Consider the following 15,419-nt stretch of genomic DNA (forward strand, 5'->3'; position numbering starts at 1 on the left):
GGCGTCAGCCCTTCATTTTGAGTGGCAGGCCGGCGGCGACGAAATGAACTTCGTCGGCCAGACCCGCAATTAACTGGTGGAGACGGCCGGCATGATCACGGAATGCCCGCGCCATGGCGTTGTCGGGCACAATGCCCAAGCCCACTTCATTGGAGACAAGAACCACGGGGCCCTTGAGCGTCGGAATGGTTGCGGCAAGCCCGTCAAAGGCTGTGCCGATATCGTGTTCGCCGAGCATCAGATTGGTGACCCACAGCGTCAGGCAGTCGACCAGCACAGGGCGATCGGCACGGGCCTGGGTCTGCAGGGCCTGCGCCAGCTCAACCGGGGCTTCGATGGTTTCCCACCCCTCGCCCCGCCTTTGCTGATGCGAGGCGATCCGCTCGCGCATCTCGTCGTCCCAGGCCTGGCCCGTCGCCAGATAAAGCCGCCTGGCCGAAGCGCGTTCGACCAACCCTTCGGCAAAAGCCGATTTGCCCGATCTGGCACCGCCCAGCACCAGTGTCACCGGTGGCAGGCGATCGCTCACGCCGTTTGTTCCTCTGGAACCCGCGACAGGAACGAGCCCAGCAGGCCACCGAGCAGCAGCCAGAAGAACAGCGTTGTCGCCAATGACGCCGCCGCATAGGCCGAGGCGATATAGGCAGGCACTTCGCTTGAGAGGTCTTCCGGGACCGGCGAGCCCCAGATATGCGGCGCGACAATGAGGACGACGCCCAAAGCCTTGACCAGCCATTCCGGCCGCATCGCGATGCACCAGACACCGATCGCCGAAGCGACGACGTCGATCACCCACCAGCCTTGCCGGTCGCCAAGATCGGCATAGGGAAAGCCGGGCACCGCGGGCGGCAGGCTCATCGACGGGGCGAGCTGGACGCAGAACCACGCTGCCGCGCCGAGCAGCAAACCGCGCGTCACACCATCACGGCCCTCCGGGAAACCAATCCCGGTAAGCAGTGCCACGGCGGCAAGCATCAAGGCAAAGCCGGCGCCGGCCACCAGATTGGCCAGAACCGTATCCCAGAACCGGCCGAAACCGAGCATCGAGTCTTCGGCGCCATGGTCATGGCCATGGCCAGTGGCCTCCGCAGCAGGCGCTGCGACGGCATTTTCAGTTTCCCCGTGACTGTGGGGAACCTCGCCATGCTCATAGGCTTCAGCCTGCATGATGAGCGGAATGGTCTTGAGGTATTGAGCGGGCGTCATCGCCATACCGGCAATGAGCCCGGCGGCCAGGGCCGCCAGGAGCAATCTGACAATCATGACATCAATCCCTTAGTGGCAGGGAAAGCCGTAGGAATGACGGGTGTCGTGCGCTGCATCGTGCAGCGTCTGGGAATTGGCAAGGCCAACTCCGAACACCAGAATGGAACCGATGACCAGGGCCATCAGGCCGGCAACGGTGCGTGCGCCGATACGATCGGTCAGGGAAAGCGATTGGGTATGGGTAGACATGACAACCTCCGTGAGTGACTCCGGAAGAACATTCCTCCGAAGGTCCGGCTCTCAACCGGTGCGAATGGCAGGTCTCCTGGCTCGCGGGTCACGTCGACGTTGCCGTCGATCATCAGCAAATGCCGGCCTTCCCAACGTGAATGCGGTCATGAAAACGGGACGATTCGTAGACAAAGAGGCGTCCGCGCCGATTGATCATGCCGCCACGTCAGTGGCTTGTCCGGTCCGGAGCTTCAAGATGACGGAAAAACACCATTGTATTTCCACCACTCTGGCCTGCCGGGCCCGGTGACATTCGCCTAACCGCTCTACAGTCGCGGGGTCGGCTGCGATAAAGATGCCCTGATTGGGTCCATCTCGTCGCATTCCCTTTTGATCCGGAAAACCAACTTGGGTTTCTGGAACCATTCGAACCTCAAGTGATAGGACCGGCGTGCCGGACTGTCAATCACCGCAGCGCCACCGCACAGCCTATCCGCGACGAATCCGGGCAGCCATCTCCATCATCCGCGCGAACCCGACCAGGCGGTCAAGCTCCGCAGCGATCTCGTCCAGCGCCGCATCGACATCGGCACGGTAATTGGTCTTGCCGCCGTGGATCTCGAACTCCGCCAGCAGGCTTGCGCGGTAGGCGTCCGAATCGAACAGCCCGTGCAGATAGGTGCCCGACACCTTGCCGTCGGGCGAGACAGCGCCGTCGGGACGGCCATCGAGCAGCGTCATCGGCCGGGCGCAGTCCGGCCCCTGACTGACACCGAGATGGATCTCGTAGCCCGAGAGCGCGATGTCGCTTTCCGCCGAGCGCGCTTGGATGTTGCGGACGGTTTTCTCCGGCGCCATTTCGGTGTCGATGTCGAGCAGGCCCAGACCTTCGGCAAGCGTTTCGCCGCCTTCCAGCGCCTGCGGGTCGCGCACGCTCCGCCCCAGCATCTGGTAGCCGCCGCAAATGCCGATGATGCGCCCACCCCGGCGGCGGTGCGCCTGCAGGTCGTCGTCCCAGCCCTGGCGGCGGAAATCACCGAGGTCCGCAATGGTCGATTTCGATCCCGGCACGATCACCAGGCCGGCATCAACCGGCAGCCGCTCGCCGGGGCGCACGAACACCAGCTCCACCTCCGGCTCGGCCCTGAGCGGATCGAAATCATCGAAATTGGCGATCCGCGACAACACCGGCACCGCGATCTTGAGCGCCCTCGCCTCACCCCGCGTCAACCGTTCCAGCGCCACCGAATCCTCCGCCGGCAGACGCGCCGCGGATTTGAGCCACGGAATCACCCCCAGGCACGGCCAGCCGGTGAAGCGCTCGATTGCCGAGATTCCGTCATCGAACAGGCTGACATCGCCGCGAAACTTGTTGATCAGATAGCCGGCGATTATCGCCCGGTCTTCATCCGGCAGGATCGTGTGAGTGCCGACCACCGAGGCGATCACTCCGCCCCGGTCGATGTCGCCCACCAGCACCACCGGCACACCCGCCGCTGTCGCAAAGCCCATATTGGCGATGTCGCCGGGTCTCAGATTGATCTCCGCCGGCGAACCGGCGCCTTCGACCAGCACCAGGTCGGCGCCATCTGTGACACGGGCAAAACTGTCCATCACCGCCGCCATCAGCTGCGGCTTGAGCTTCTGGTAGTCGCGGCCCCGCGCATGGCCGAACACCTTGCCCTGCACCACCACCTGCGACCCGGTTTCCGACTGCGGCTTGAGCAGCACCGGGTTCATGTGCACGCTGGCCGGCACCCGGCAGGCCAGCGCCTGCAGCCATTGCGCCCGGCCGATTTCCCCGCCGTCATCGGCGACGGCGGCATTGTTGGACATGTTTTGCGGCTTGAACGGCCGCACTGTCAGCCCGTGATTGGCCGCCAGCCGGCAGAAGCCCGCAACCAGCACGGTCTTGCCGACATCCGACCCTGTTCCCTGAAACATCAATGCCTGCGTCATGGCCTGTCGATAGCATCGCAATAGCGATTACCAAAGGGGTTTTGGCCCTCCGGAACGCCTTGGCTCCGGGCCGCCCAAAACTTTCTTTTTGCCCCATCTGAAATGCGACATCCGGTGGCGGCTTTGGTGCATCCCGGCAAGGGCCAACCGCATAGAGCAGATGCCAAGTCAACGTCGTCAACACAAAATGGAAGGACATCGCTATGCTTTACGTATTCAACTCCGCCAATCGCGTTCAGATTGCATGGAACAACGTCCTTCCGGCAGCCAAGGCCAATGAAAAGCCGCGGACGGGCATCCTCAACAGCTTCATCCGCACCTTTTCAGCCGGCTGACACCCGCTCACGCGGGCTCACCGACACCACGGCAAGAATCAGCAAGGCCGGGCGTGCACAACGTCCGGTCTTTTGCTGTCGGCGCAGCCGATCATCAGGAAGCGACGAGGCGTTCAAGGCACAAATGCGAAGGCCGCCCGGACCTTGCGATCCGAACGGCCTGCCAAAGAATACGCCTGGCGTCCTCGCAAATACGCGCGAGGCTCACGACATCCCGGTACGCAATACCTGATCCGGAATGGTCGGCGGTTGTCCCCCGCCGTGAGTTAGGTTTACCCCGGACATCCTTACCGGAGAGTTAGTGAAACCCTAAGCAATCATGAATCTGGCATTTAATTTGGATAACGCACAATCCGATGTCCCGCCGAACGCTCATCCGCAGCCAATTTCGCGATTTATCAGAGGCGCTGTTGATTTCCCGCGCCAAGTCCTTACCCTGATACATGGCATTTCAATCAGCGATCAAGCGCGCCTCTCAATCCACGGTCAGCTCTATTCAGAGCGCCGTGAGACGCACTTACGCTAATTGATGTCGTCTTTGCGTCGCAAATGGCGTATGTTTTGGTTTTCAATAACCAAGAGGCGAACTGCCTTCAATTCCATAGGCTCCGGTATAGGCGCAGTGACCGGATTTGCTGAAAAATGGAACAAACACTGCAGTAATAAGACTGGGAGGTCTTAACATGAAGAAGCTTCTCGCTTCCACCGTCCTCGCCGCAGGCCTCATGGGTTTTGCCGGCGCAGCATCCGCCGCCGATTGCGGCCGGGTCACAATCGCAAACATGAACTGGGCTTCGGCTGAAGTTCTCGCCAACATCGACCAGGTCATTCTGTCGGAAGGCTATGGCTGCGAAGCTGAACTGGTTGCCGGCGACACCACGCCGACACTGACTTCGATGGTTGAAAAGCAGGAACCGGATGTTGCTCCGGAAGCCTGGATCAACTCGCTCCGCACCCTGCTGGATGCCGCTGTTGCCGAAGACAAGCTGCATTACGCCTCCGAATCGCTCAGCGATGGCGGCGTCGAAGGCTGGTGGATCCCGAAATATCTGGCGGACGCCCACCCGGAAATCAAGACCATTGACGATGCGCTGGCTCACCCGGAACTGTTCCCTGCCCCCGGCATGGAAAACGAAGGCAAGGGCGGCGTCTACAACTGCCCTGAAGGCTGGGGTTGCCGCATCATCACCACCAATCTCTTCAAGGCCTATGGCGCTGAAGAAAAGGGCTGGGTCACTGTTGAAACCGGCTCCGCTGCAGGCCTCGACGGCTCGATCGCCAAGGCCTACGAAAGCGAAAAGCCTTGGCTTGGCTATTACTGGGCACCGACCGCGATCCTCGGCAAATACGAAATGGTCAAGCTTGACCATGGCGTCGAGCATAACAAGGAAGAATGGGACCGCTGCACATCGATCACCGATTGCCCGGATCCCGTGAAGAATGCCTGGTCCAAGTCCGAAGTCTACACGGTTGTCACCGACGACTTCAAAAAGCGTGCCGGCCCTGCCTATGACTATCTGGCAAGCCGCAGCTGGCCCAACTCCACTGTGAACACGCTGCTCGCATGGATGGCCGAAAACCAGGCAACCGGTGAAGCCGGCGCTCGTCACTTCCTCAAGACCAATGAGGACATCTGGACGAAGTGGGTTTCCCCGGAAGCCGCTGAGAAAATCAAGAAAGCAGTGATGTAACCCATCGCTTGCAATATGGCGGGCCTCGGTCCGCCATATTTTTATCCGGACAACCGCAGCCGGGGGACAGTCAGCTGCGTTGGCCGGGAGCCGGAACCGGGGGCACGCGCCGCAATGCGCATTCGTCGGACTGAAGGCAGCGATGGATCGCTGATCCCACGGGATCCGCACACACTATTTCCCGTTTTTGGAGCGTGACAATGGACTGGCTCACAGAATTTCCCGCAATGGACACCGACAGACTGACCGCCTTGAAAAAGACGATCGACCTGGGTTTCCGCAATTTCACCCGCGCCAATGGCGACACTTTTGAAGCTGCGCTTTATCCGGTGCAGTGGTTCATGTACCGCGTCGAGCAATTGCTCACCAGCTCGCCCTGGCCGCTGGTTATCCTCGGATTTGCACTGATCGCATGGTTTGCAAGCCGCAGCGCCAAGATCACCGTCGGCGTTGTCATCACCCTGCTGCTGATCGGCTATTTCGACATGTGGGAAGACACCATGAAAACCGTCGCGATGACGGTCGTTGCAACGATCCTTGCGATCATCGTCGGCATCCCGATCGGGATCCTGATGGGCCGTTCCGACCGGATCCAGGCGGTGCTTAATCCGGTTCTCGACGTGATGCAGACCATGCCGAGCTTCGTCTATCTCATTCCCGTGGTCATGCTGCTCGGCATCGGCCGCGTGCCGGGCCTGATTGCGGTGATGGTCTATGCCATTCCGCCGATCATCCGCCTGACCAATCTCGGCATCAGGCTGGTCGACAAGGATGTGCTCGAGGCGGCTGACGCCTTCGGGTCATCGAATTGGCAGCGGCTCAAGAATGTGCAGATGCCGCTGGCGCTGCCGACCATCATGGCCGGCGTCAACCAGACCATCATGATGGCGCTCGCCATGGTCGTCGTCGCCTCGATGATCGGCGTGCAGGGCCTTGGCCTGCCGGTTCTCAAGGCCATTTCGAACCAGTATTTCACGCTGGGTATTTTCAACGGCCTCGCCATTGTCGGCATCGCCATCATCTTTGACCGCACCAGCCAGGCCTATGGCAAACGGTTGCAGAAGCACTTGGAGGTCGTTCATGGCTGAGGATACTGTTGGCAGCGGGATTAGCATCCGGAATCTGTACAAGATTTTCGGATCCGATCCGGAAGCGCATATCGAAGCCGTCAAGAACGGCATGTCGAAGTCCGAACTCAATGACAAGCACAACCACGTGCTGGGTCTGAAGGACATCAATATCGAGATGCCGGGCGGGCGCATCCAGGTCGTCATGGGCCTGTCGGGCTCGGGCAAATCAACCCTGATCCGTCACATCAACCGGCTGATCGACCCGACCGCAGGCGAAGTCATCGTCGGCGACGAGGACGTGGTCAAGATGAACGAGATGGAACTGCGCGAGTTCCGGCGTCACCAGACTGCGATGGTGTTCCAGAAATTCGCGCTTCTGCCGCATCGCACGGTGCTGGAAAACGCGGTCTATGGCCTCGAAATCCAGGGCATTCCCCGCGATGAGCAGGAAAAGCAGGCGCGCCGCTGGATTTCCCGCGTTGGCCTGGACGGCTTCGAGGACAACTACCCCAACCAGCTCTCGGGCGGCATGCAGCAGCGCGTCGGGCTTGCCCGGGCGCTGACCAATGACGCCCCTATCCTCTTGATGGACGAGGCATTTTCCGCACTTGATCCGCTGATCCGCATGGACATGCAGACGGTTCTGCTTGATCTGCAGAAGGAAATCCGCAAGACCGTGGTCTTCATCACCCACGATCTCGACGAGGCGCTGCGCCTTGGCGACCGCATCGCCATTCTGCGCGACGGCGAGGTGGTGCAGCAAGGCACTAAGCAGGAAATCGTGCTGCGCCCGGCCGACGAATACATCTCCAGCTTCGTGCGCGAGGTCAATCGCGGACGGGTCATCTCCATCGACATGGTCATGGAGCCGGTGACCGGCGAGCCCAAGGGCATGCCTATCAAATCCGGTACCGTGCTGGAAGTCGCCGCCAAGAAGATGACCGACGACAACATGTCCGAGGCTCATGTGATCGACGCCGCCGGCACCGTCATCGGCAAGCTGGCGATCAACGAGGTGATCTCGGCCATGGTCACCCCGGTCGACCACGAGTCGGCCGCCGCCTGATCCTTGCCGCCGCGGGCCGCATCGCCCGCGCACTCAAATGGAAAAACCCGCAGACACCAGCGTCTGCGGGTTTTTTGATGTCCGTCCGCGATCTTTCTTGCAATGACATAAAGATATCTTTATGTGGTAGAGAGTTTAACAGGAGAATTCCATGCCCGCTTCCAATCCGCTTGCCGATCTGCTCGCCGAAAAAGGCGTTCTGCTCGCCGACGGCGCAACCGGGACCAACCTCTTCGCCATGGGGCTGGAATCAGGCGAAGCGCCGGAAATGTGGCTCGAGAGCGCGCCGGAAAAGATTACCAAGCTGCATCAGGATTTCGTCGATGCCGGCTCCGACATCATCCTGACCAACAGTTTCGGTGGCACCCGCAACCGGCTCAAGCTGCACGACGCCCATGGCCGCGTCCATGCGCTCAACAAGAAGGCTGCAGAGATCGCCCGCGCCGTCGCTGACAAGGCGCCGCGGAAGGTGATTGTCGGCGGCTCCGTCGGCCCCACCGGCGACCTGCTGGTGCCGCTTGGCGCCATGACCTATGAGTCAGCCGTCGAATCCTTTGCCGAACAGATCGAGGGCCTCAAGGCCGGTGGCATCGATGTCGTCTGGATCGAAACCATGTCGGCGACCGATGAAATCCGCGCCGCCGCCGAAGCCGCGGTGCGCCACGATCTGCCCTATGTCTATACCGGCTCGTTCGACACCGCCGGCAAGACGATGATGGGCGTGCATCCGCGCGACATCCATTCGCTGGCCAAGGATATCGGCGACGGCCCTTTTGCGGTCGGCGCCAATTGCGGCGTCGGCGCTTCCGACATCCTGTCTTCCCTGCTCGACATGACCGGTGCCGATCCGGATGCGATCGTCGTGGTCAAGGGCAATTGCGGCATCCCCGAATTCCGCGGCGCCGAAATCCATTATTCCGGCACACCGCCGCTGATGGCCGATTATGCCCGTCTGGCCATTGATGCCGGCGCCCGCATCATCGGCGGCTGCTGCGGCACCTCCTGCAATCACCTGGCCGCGATGCGCGAAGCCGTCGACACCCATATCAAGGCCCAGCGCCCGACGGTCGAATCCATCGTCGAGCGCATCGGCCCGATGCGCAACACCGTCGCCGCCACCTCGGCCCCACCGACCCGCGAACGCCGCGGCCGTCGGGGGTGACACCACGAGCAGATCGACATGATGAGAAGGCCGGAGCGCGAGCCCCGGCCTTTTTCATGTTGCGTCAGGGCGCTTGAAGCCGACCGTCAGTCGCGGCCGCCCTGATCCTGCAGGGCTTCTATGTCGCCGCGGGCCTTTTTCAGGATTTCCAGCGCCTTTTGCGCCTGATCCGCTGAAAACCCGCCGCTTCTGACCTGCCGGAACAGCGACTTGCGCAGGGCGCGGAACTCGGCCCCCAGCGACACACCCTGGATTTCTTCGGATGCCTCGTCGATTTGCGCATTGATCCGGTCGAGATCCACCCGGTTTTCCCCGAGATAGGCCTTCCCCTCTTCGGTGATTGCAAAAAGCTTCTTGGCGCCCTGCATTTGCGAGGACACGAGATCAGCTTCTTCCAGCATCTGCAGCATCGGATAGATCGCGCCGGGGCTCGGGCTGTAGGCGCCCTGGAAACGGGCTTCCAGCGCCTTGATGATGTCGTAGCCGTGACGCGGCTGCTCGGCGATCAGACCGAGAACCACCAGCCTCAATGCGCCAGCGTCAAACATGCGCTTGCCGCCGCCGCCAAAGGGTCCGCCGCGATGGCGCCCGAACGGGCCGCGTCCGCCGCCGCCACGTCCGCCTGGTCCGTCCGGACCGGCGAAATGGAGATGTGGGCGGTGGCACCTGTGTTTGTGCATTCCAAACATTGTGAGTTTCCTTTCCGGATATCGATAGCACTTGATACCGTATTATCTGCGTAAAGATATATCTTTTGCAAGAGCGAGACTTTGAGAATCCATGAGATTCCCCTCTAACAAATTGATTTCAATGAAAATATATTCTCGATCTGACACGATCAAGATCCAATGGATCGTTACGTTCGAGCCGGTCTTGGTGTGTCTTTCAGACAAATGCCGCCATGTGAAACCGGATCTGATCGGCGCCGTAGCGATAGGCCCGGCCGACAGGACAGGCATCGCGCGCAAGGCATCCCGACCGCATACAGCCATCCTGCCCTGCCCTGCTGTCCAGATGCGAGCGGCACTGAGCCACCGCAAATCCGCCTGCCGCAAAGGCCTCGACCGGACAGGCGGAAAGGCAGGGCTTGTCGGTGCAAGTGTCACATGGATGTAGCGCGGCAGTGCCCGGGCCGTGAACAGCCACAGGGTCCGGCATCCCCTTCCCGGCAAGCGCTTGCTCGCCAAACAGGATCGCCCCGCGATAGCCGTGCCAGAGGCCGAATCCGGGATGGATCAACAGCCCCAGCGGCGAGGGTTTGAGCCCTTCGGCGGCCATGGCCCATTGCTGGAACGGATGCCACGGAATGTCCGAGGGAAACACCGCCTCGCCGCCAAGCGCGCCGGCCACCGGGCCGATCACCGATTTCGACCAGTCGTCAAGCGGCTGGTCACTAGCAGGATGCGCCCGCCACCACTCCGCAAAAACCGGCCAGAACCCGCCACCCGCATGGCCGACAAGGCAGATCCCGGCGGCAGGCCTTCCAGTGGCGAGCAAAGGTGGAGTTTCAGGCTCCGGTCCCAGCCAGCCGCGCGGCACCAGCCCGCTTGGCGCCAGCGCCGCCACGACAGCCGCGTTGAGCGACAGGCTAGCCACCTGCCCCTCCGTCCTTGAACGCAGAGCGCCAGACCTCCTGGTGTATGAGGTTGGCCACTTTCTCCTGAGCGCCTGTCTCCCTGGCTTTATCGGGCTGTGTTCAGGTGAAGGCGTCGGGCATCGACTCCTTGCGGCCCGCAATGAACGCCAGCAGCGCTTCGTCGATGGCCGGGTCGAGTTCGGGAGCCACATAGCTGGCAAGCCATGACCGGCAAAGGTCGCGCGCGCGTTCCTCGATCCGCTTCTCGCCCTCGGCCAGCCACTGCTCATAGGAATTGTTGTCCGCCAGCGACGAGCGGAAGAAGGCCTGCTGGAAATTGGCCTGGGTATGGGCGCAGCCGAGATAATGGCTGCCCGGTCCCACTTCGGCAATCGCATCCAGCGCCTGGCCGGTCACCGACAAATCGATGCCTTCGGCAAAACGCTGCTGCATGCCGAGCTGATCAACGTCGATCATGAATTTCTCGTAGGAGCTGACCAGCCCGCCTTCGAGCCAGCCGGCGGAATGCAGTGCGAAATTGGTGCCCGCCAGCAGCGTCATGTTCAGCGTCGAGGCGCTTTCATGAGCTGCCTGCGCGTCAGGAACCTTGGAACCGCACAACGACCCGCCGGTGCGGAACGGGATCTTCAGCCGCCGCGCCAGCTGTGCCGCGCCATAGGAGACCAGCGCCGGTTCCGGCGTGCCGAAGGTCGGTGCGCCCGACTGCATCGAGATCGAGGCGGCGAATGTGCCGAACAGCACCGGCGCGCCGGGACGGATCAGCTGGGTGAAGGCGGCGCCTGCCAGCACTTCCGCCAGAATCTGGGTCAGCGTGCCCGCCACCGTCACCGGGCTCATCGCACCGGCAAGAATGAACGGCGAGACCACGCAGGCCTGGTTGTTGCGGGCATAGACCTTGAGCGCGCCGAGCATGGTCTCGTCAAACACCATCGGCGAGTTGGCGTTGATCAGGTTGAGCGTCACACAGTTCTGATCAACAAATTCCGCGCCGAACAGGATCTTGCACATCTCGATGGTGTCTTCGGCCCGTTCCGGTGCGGTCACCGAGCCCATGAACGGCTTGTCGCTGTATTTCATATGGCTGTAGACCATGTCGAAATGGCGCTTGTTGACCGGCACGTCGACCGGCTCGCACACGGTGCCGCCGGAATGGTGCAGCGACGGCGCCAGATAGGCGAGTTTGACGAAATTGCGGAAATCCTCGATCGTCGCATAGCGCCGCTCGCCATCAAGATCACGCACGAAGGGCGGCCCATAGACCGGTGCAAAGACCGTGGCCTTGCCGCCGATCTGCACCGAGCGCGCCGGATTGCGGGCATGCTGGGTGAACACCTCCGGAGCCGTTTTCAACAATTCGCGGCACAGGCCTTTTGGAAACCGGACCCGCTCGCCCTTCACATCGGCGCCGGCTTCGCGCCACAGCGCCAGCGCTTCGGCGTCATCGCGGAATTCGATGCCGATTTCCTCCAAAATCGTGTCGGCATTGGCCTCGATGAGGCTCAGGCCTTCCTCGTCCAGCACCTCATAGGTGCCGAGCTTGCGCATGATGAACGGCATGGATTGCCCGGCGCCGCCGCCCGAACGGGCCGCACGCCGGCCGGCCGCGCCCTTGCCGCGCCGTCCCGACGCAGCTTCCGGAGCTGCTTCTGGAGCCAGGTCTGTTGTCGAAGGAGTGTCTGAATGAGCCATCAAGAGCCTGCAGTGTCTGGAGTGACGCACCATCGCGCCCATGCATCCATGCTAACCAAAACCGGAGCCCGTACATTCCTCTTAGCGCCAAGCCTTGGCGCTAAGAGGAATGTCGTCGAAATGACGCCCCGTCGCATTTTCCGGCGCGAGCGTCGTTTTCAAGGAACTTTTGCAAACGATCGTCTATATCGCTATGCAGGATGGATCAGCTGTGCCGATCCGTGGACGGGTGCAATCAAGGGAGAAACTGATGTCTGACGATGAAATCATCCTTTCTGAACTCTCTGATGACGAGCTTGTCCAGCAGATGCACGACGATCTGTATGACGGGCTCAAGGAAGAGATCGAGGAAGGCACCAATATCCTCCTCGAACGCGGCTGGACCCCCTATGACCTGCTGACCCAGGCACTGGTCGAGGGCATGCGGATCGTCGGCGAGGACTTTCGCGACGGCATCCTGTTCGTTCCCGAAGTGCTGATGAGCGCCAATGCCATGAAGGCGGGCATGTTCATCCTGCGCCCGCTGCTGATCGAAACCGGCGCACCGAAGCTTGGCAAGATGGTTGTCGGCACCGTCAAGGGGGACATCCACGACATCGGCAAGAACCTTGTCGGCATGATGATGGAAGGCGCAGGCTTCGACGTCATCGATCTCGGCATCAACAATTCTGTGGAAAAATATCTAGAGGCCATCGAGCGCGAAAAGCCCGACATCCTCGGCATGTCGGCGCTGCTGACCACCACCATGCCCTATATGAAGGTTGTCATCGACACGATGAAGGAAAAGGGCATCCGCGACGATTACATCATCCTTGTCGGCGGCGCGCCGCTCAACGAGGAATTCGGCAAGGCCGTGGGCGCAGATGCCTATTGCCGCGACGCCGCCGTTGCGGTTGAAACCGCAAAGGACCTGATCAAGCGCCGGCACAACCGTCTGGCCGGCGCCTGATCATCATTTGGCCCGATTCGCGCGTTGGGGATGCTGTCAGTAGGTGACAGCGTCGCCGACGGCATTTGCGGATTCCTTCACGTCCTTGCCGACGCCGCGTATCGTGTTGGCGCAGGACGCCAGCGACAGGGCAAGAATGAGGATGGTTGCGATCTTGAAATGTGTCATTTTCTGCTCAATCCCGGAACAAGCTGTTGAAGCCGGAATTTGGCGCGGATGAAAGGCAACATGATGGCAGAACAGTCCAACCCAGCCAGCCAGGGCGAAATTGGTCCGGAAAAAGTCCGGGTGATTGCCTGCGGAATGCTGGCGCGCGAGATTCTGGCTGTCAATCAGCAGCTTGGCCATGACCATGTCGACCTCAAATGCATCGACGCCAATTACCACCATTACCCCGACCGCATCGCACCGGCCGTTGATCGCGCCATAAGGGCGGCCCGTGACGAAGGCTATGAGCATATCTTCATAGGCTATGCCGATTGCGGCACCGGCGGCGAACTCGACAAGGTTTGCGCGGCCCATGGCGTCGAGCGCATCGCCGGACCGCACTGCTTTTCATTCTATATGGGCAATCAGGCTTTCGAGGCCGAGGGCGACGATCTGATGATGACCTTTTTCATCACCGATTTTCTCGCCAGGCATTTCGACGCCTTCCTGATTCGGCCGCTCGGACTCGACCGCTTTCCCGAACTGCGCGACACCTATTTCGGTCATTACCAGCGCGCGCTTTATCTCGCCCAGACCGACGATCCGGAGCTGGAGGCCAAGGCCCGCGCCGCCGCCGAGCGCCTCGGCTTGCGCTACGAACGCCGCTGGACCGGCTATGGCGAACTGACGGATGCGCTGACGCCGCTGTGAGTCAAGCCACCGGATGAGGCTGGCGCGCCCGGAATATTTTTGGCTTTCCGCCACAATTTTTTAGCAATCCGTGCTTAGATGGAAGCCAGTCACAATTCAGGGTTTTTGCAAGTGAGTCCGCAGTCCGCCGTATCCTCCGTTCCCGCCATCGCATCAGGCACACATCGTCATCCCGAAAAGCTCTCGGATTTGCTCGAGCGTCTGGCGCGCGAGGCCGGGGACCGGGTGAGCATGCGCGAGATTGCCAATGCGCTGGACGACCGCTCTTTCGGCGCCTTCCTGCTCGTCTTCGCCCTGCCCAACCTGATTCCGCTTCCGCCCGGCGCCACCATGGTGCTCGGCCTGCCGATGGTCTTCGTCGCCTGGCAGATGGTGATCGGCTTGCAGAAAGTGTGGCTGCCGAAGGCGCTTGCCAATTACACCGTCGACCGCGCCACCTTCCAGCGCATGGTCTCCCGGGTCTCGCCCTGGCTCAGAAGCGCCGAAACCTGGGTCCGGCCGCGCAACTGGCCGCTCGACGGCCCGATCCTCGAGCGCCTGTTCGGACTGTTTGCACTGATCCTAGCCGTCACCTGCGTGCTGCCTATTCCCTTCGGCAACTGGTTGCCGGCGCTGGCCGTCGCCGTGCTCGGCGTCGCCCATACCGAACGCGACGGCAATTGCCTGGCCCTCGGCGTGATCACCGGGCTTGTATCGGTCCTGGTCGCTGGCCTCGTGGTCTTTGCCACCGGCGCCCTGCTGTTCCGGCTGTTCTGACCGGCCCGTCGGGCTGAGACAATCTTAACTGCACTGATGTAGCCTTGCGGGTCTGCAACGACACGCCGGGCAACCATGAGCCAGACCAGAAACATTCTCGTTCTCACCGCCGGCGGCGACTATGCCTGGGTCATCGTCAACGCCCTTGCGTCGCATCTGGATGGCGTCGAAGTGGCGCTCGAGCAGCCTGAATCCAAGACCGTCTTTCTCAAGCGCCGGGCCCGCAGGATCGGCTGGGTCCAGACCGCGGGCCAGTTCGGCACCATGGTGATTTCCCGTGTCGGCAAGCGTCTTGCCGGCGCGCGAGCCAGGGCCATCATCGCCGCCAGCGGTGCGCAAACCGGGATGCCGGACCATCTGCCGGTCACGCCGGTGTCGTCCGCAAATGCCGGCGACTGCCTGGAACTGATCGCGGCGCGAAAACCCGATATCGTCCTGCTGGTCGGATGCCGGATGCTGAGCCGGGCGACACTCGCTGCCATCCCCTGCCCGGTGCTCAACTACCATTCCGGCATCAATCCGAAATATCGCGGCGTGGCCGGCGGCTGGTGGGCGCGAGCCACGGGCGATTGCGGGAATTACGGCACCACCGTGCATCTGGTTGATGCCGGCGTCGACACCGGCGACATTCTCCATCAGGCGTTTCTGGCGCCTGACCCGCGCGACACTTTGCTCACCGATTCGCTCGCCATGGCCGCAGGCTCGCGCGAGATGGTCGTGCGCGCCGTCGAGGACGCGCTGAGCGGAAATCTGGAAACCAGACCGGGCCCGTTGCCATCCGTGCAGCGGTTCCACCCGCCGCTCTGGACCTATCTCGCCACCGGGCTGACCAGAGGCATCTGGTAGTTTT

18 protein-coding genes and 1 riboswitch are annotated in these 15,419 nt (G+C 61.7%); of the genes, 10 read left to right on the plus strand and 8 right to left on the minus strand.

Annotated features, from left to right (window positions below; translation table 11 throughout):
* Nucleotides 1-4: 4 nt before the first annotated feature.
* The 4 genes from cobU to OEG82_RS18050 form a co-directional block, all read right to left on the minus strand.
* Complete coding sequence (gene cobU, locus OEG82_RS18035; RefSeq protein ID WP_267613766.1) at nucleotides 5-529, minus strand: bifunctional adenosylcobinamide kinase/adenosylcobinamide-phosphate guanylyltransferase; 525 nt, start codon at nucleotides 527-529, stop codon at nucleotides 5-7.
* Complete coding sequence (locus OEG82_RS18040) at nucleotides 526-1,263, minus strand: CbtA family protein (RefSeq protein ID WP_267613767.1); 738 nt, start codon at nucleotides 1,261-1,263, stop codon at nucleotides 526-528. The genes cobU and OEG82_RS18040 overlap by 4 nt, the downstream gene beginning before the upstream one ends.
* 12 nt (nucleotides 1,264-1,275) lie before the next feature.
* Nucleotides 1,276-1,455, minus strand: a complete 180-nt coding sequence (locus tag OEG82_RS18045) for a CbtB domain-containing protein (protein WP_267613768.1) — start codon at nucleotides 1,453-1,455, stop codon at nucleotides 1,276-1,278.
* A gap of 49 nt (nucleotides 1,456-1,504) precedes the next feature.
* Nucleotides 1,505-1,879: riboswitch (cobalamin riboswitch) on the minus strand.
* Nucleotides 1,880-1,926: 47 nt separating this feature from the next.
* Nucleotides 1,927-3,396: a cobyric acid synthase gene (locus tag OEG82_RS18050; RefSeq protein WP_267613769.1), complete on the minus strand. Its 1,470-nt coding sequence runs from the start codon at nucleotides 3,394-3,396 to the stop codon at nucleotides 1,927-1,929.
* 203 nt (nucleotides 3,397-3,599) lie between these two features.
* Between OEG82_RS18050 and OEG82_RS18055 the strand changes: the two genes are divergently transcribed.
* From OEG82_RS18055 to bmt, 5 genes are all read left to right on the plus strand, one after another.
* A complete protein-coding gene (locus tag OEG82_RS18055; RefSeq protein ID WP_267613770.1) occupies nucleotides 3,600-3,731 on the plus strand; it encodes a hypothetical protein in 132 nt (43 codons plus the stop codon).
* A 683-nt stretch (nucleotides 3,732-4,414) separates the two neighbouring features.
* The gene (locus OEG82_RS18060) at nucleotides 4,415-5,422 is read left to right on the plus strand and encodes an ABC transporter substrate-binding protein (protein WP_267613771.1); all 1,008 of its coding nucleotides are present in this window, start codon (nucleotides 4,415-4,417) and stop codon (nucleotides 5,420-5,422) included.
* 200 nt (nucleotides 5,423-5,622) lie between these two features.
* Nucleotides 5,623-6,510, plus strand: a complete 888-nt coding sequence (locus OEG82_RS18065; protein WP_267613772.1) for an ABC transporter permease — start codon at nucleotides 5,623-5,625, stop codon at nucleotides 6,508-6,510.
* Nucleotides 6,503-7,558 carry a quaternary amine ABC transporter ATP-binding protein gene (locus tag OEG82_RS18070; RefSeq protein ID WP_267613773.1) on the plus strand — a complete coding sequence of 352 codons (1,056 nt, stop codon included), beginning with the start codon at nucleotides 6,503-6,505 and terminating at the stop codon, nucleotides 7,556-7,558. The genes OEG82_RS18065 and OEG82_RS18070 overlap by 8 nt, the downstream gene beginning before the upstream one ends.
* Nucleotides 7,559-7,709: 151 nt before the next feature.
* On the plus strand, nucleotides 7,710-8,720 hold the full coding sequence (gene bmt, locus OEG82_RS18075; protein ID WP_267613774.1) for a betaine--homocysteine S-methyltransferase: 1,011 nt from the start codon (nucleotides 7,710-7,712) through the stop codon (nucleotides 8,718-8,720).
* Between the two features lie 86 nt (nucleotides 8,721-8,806).
* Here bmt and OEG82_RS18080 read toward each other — a convergent pair whose 3' ends face one another.
* The 3 genes from OEG82_RS18080 to OEG82_RS18090 all read right to left on the minus strand — a co-directional run bounded on the left by OEG82_RS18080 (nucleotide 8,807) and on the right by OEG82_RS18090 (nucleotide 12,006).
* Entirely contained in the window at nucleotides 8,807-9,409 is a 603-nt protein-coding gene (locus tag OEG82_RS18080; RefSeq protein ID WP_267613775.1) for a PadR family transcriptional regulator, read from the minus strand.
* A gap of 196 nt (nucleotides 9,410-9,605) precedes the next feature.
* Entirely contained in the window at nucleotides 9,606-10,316 is a 711-nt protein-coding gene (locus OEG82_RS18085; RefSeq protein WP_267613776.1) for a ferredoxin, read from the minus strand.
* Nucleotides 10,317-10,416: 100 nt separating this feature from the next.
* Nucleotides 10,417-12,006: a trimethylamine methyltransferase family protein gene (locus OEG82_RS18090; RefSeq protein WP_267613777.1), complete on the minus strand. Its 1,590-nt coding sequence runs from the start codon at nucleotides 12,004-12,006 to the stop codon at nucleotides 10,417-10,419.
* On the opposite strand from OEG82_RS18090, the gene OEG82_RS18095 reads away from it, so the two are divergent.
* Both OEG82_RS18095 and OEG82_RS18100 read left to right on the plus strand, forming a co-directional pair.
* The gene (locus tag OEG82_RS18095; RefSeq protein ID WP_267613778.1) at nucleotides 11,998-12,264 is read left to right on the plus strand and encodes a hypothetical protein; all 267 of its coding nucleotides are present in this window, start codon (nucleotides 11,998-12,000) and stop codon (nucleotides 12,262-12,264) included. The two genes, OEG82_RS18090 and OEG82_RS18095, sit on opposite strands and share 9 nt — an antisense overlap.
* Complete coding sequence (locus OEG82_RS18100; RefSeq protein ID WP_267613779.1) at nucleotides 12,257-12,955, plus strand: corrinoid protein; 699 nt, start codon at nucleotides 12,257-12,259, stop codon at nucleotides 12,953-12,955. The genes OEG82_RS18095 and OEG82_RS18100 overlap by 8 nt, the downstream gene beginning before the upstream one ends.
* A gap of 36 nt (nucleotides 12,956-12,991) precedes the next feature.
* Here OEG82_RS18100 and OEG82_RS18105 read toward each other — a convergent pair whose 3' ends face one another.
* Nucleotides 12,992-13,123, minus strand: a complete 132-nt coding sequence (locus tag OEG82_RS18105; protein ID WP_267613780.1) for an EncA/B family entericidin — start codon at nucleotides 13,121-13,123, stop codon at nucleotides 12,992-12,994.
* A gap of 63 nt (nucleotides 13,124-13,186) precedes the next feature.
* Here OEG82_RS18105 and OEG82_RS18110 point away from each other — a divergent pair, with 63 nt between their 5' ends.
* From OEG82_RS18110 to OEG82_RS18120, 3 genes are all read left to right on the plus strand, one after another.
* Complete coding sequence (locus tag OEG82_RS18110; RefSeq protein ID WP_267614995.1) at nucleotides 13,187-13,813, plus strand: DUF1638 domain-containing protein; 627 nt, start codon at nucleotides 13,187-13,189, stop codon at nucleotides 13,811-13,813.
* Between the two features lie 111 nt (nucleotides 13,814-13,924).
* On the plus strand, nucleotides 13,925-14,569 hold the full coding sequence (locus OEG82_RS18115; protein ID WP_267613781.1) for an exopolysaccharide biosynthesis protein: 645 nt from the start codon (nucleotides 13,925-13,927) through the stop codon (nucleotides 14,567-14,569).
* A 75-nt stretch (nucleotides 14,570-14,644) separates the two neighbouring features.
* A complete protein-coding gene (locus OEG82_RS18120) occupies nucleotides 14,645-15,415 on the plus strand; it encodes a formyl transferase (protein ID WP_267613782.1) in 771 nt (256 codons plus the stop codon).
* The last annotated feature ends 4 nt before the right edge of the window (nucleotides 15,416-15,419 follow it).

The sequence above is a fragment of the Hoeflea ulvae genome (assembly GCF_026619435.1).
GTDB lineage: Bacteria > Pseudomonadota > Alphaproteobacteria > Rhizobiales > Rhizobiaceae > Hoeflea > Hoeflea ulvae.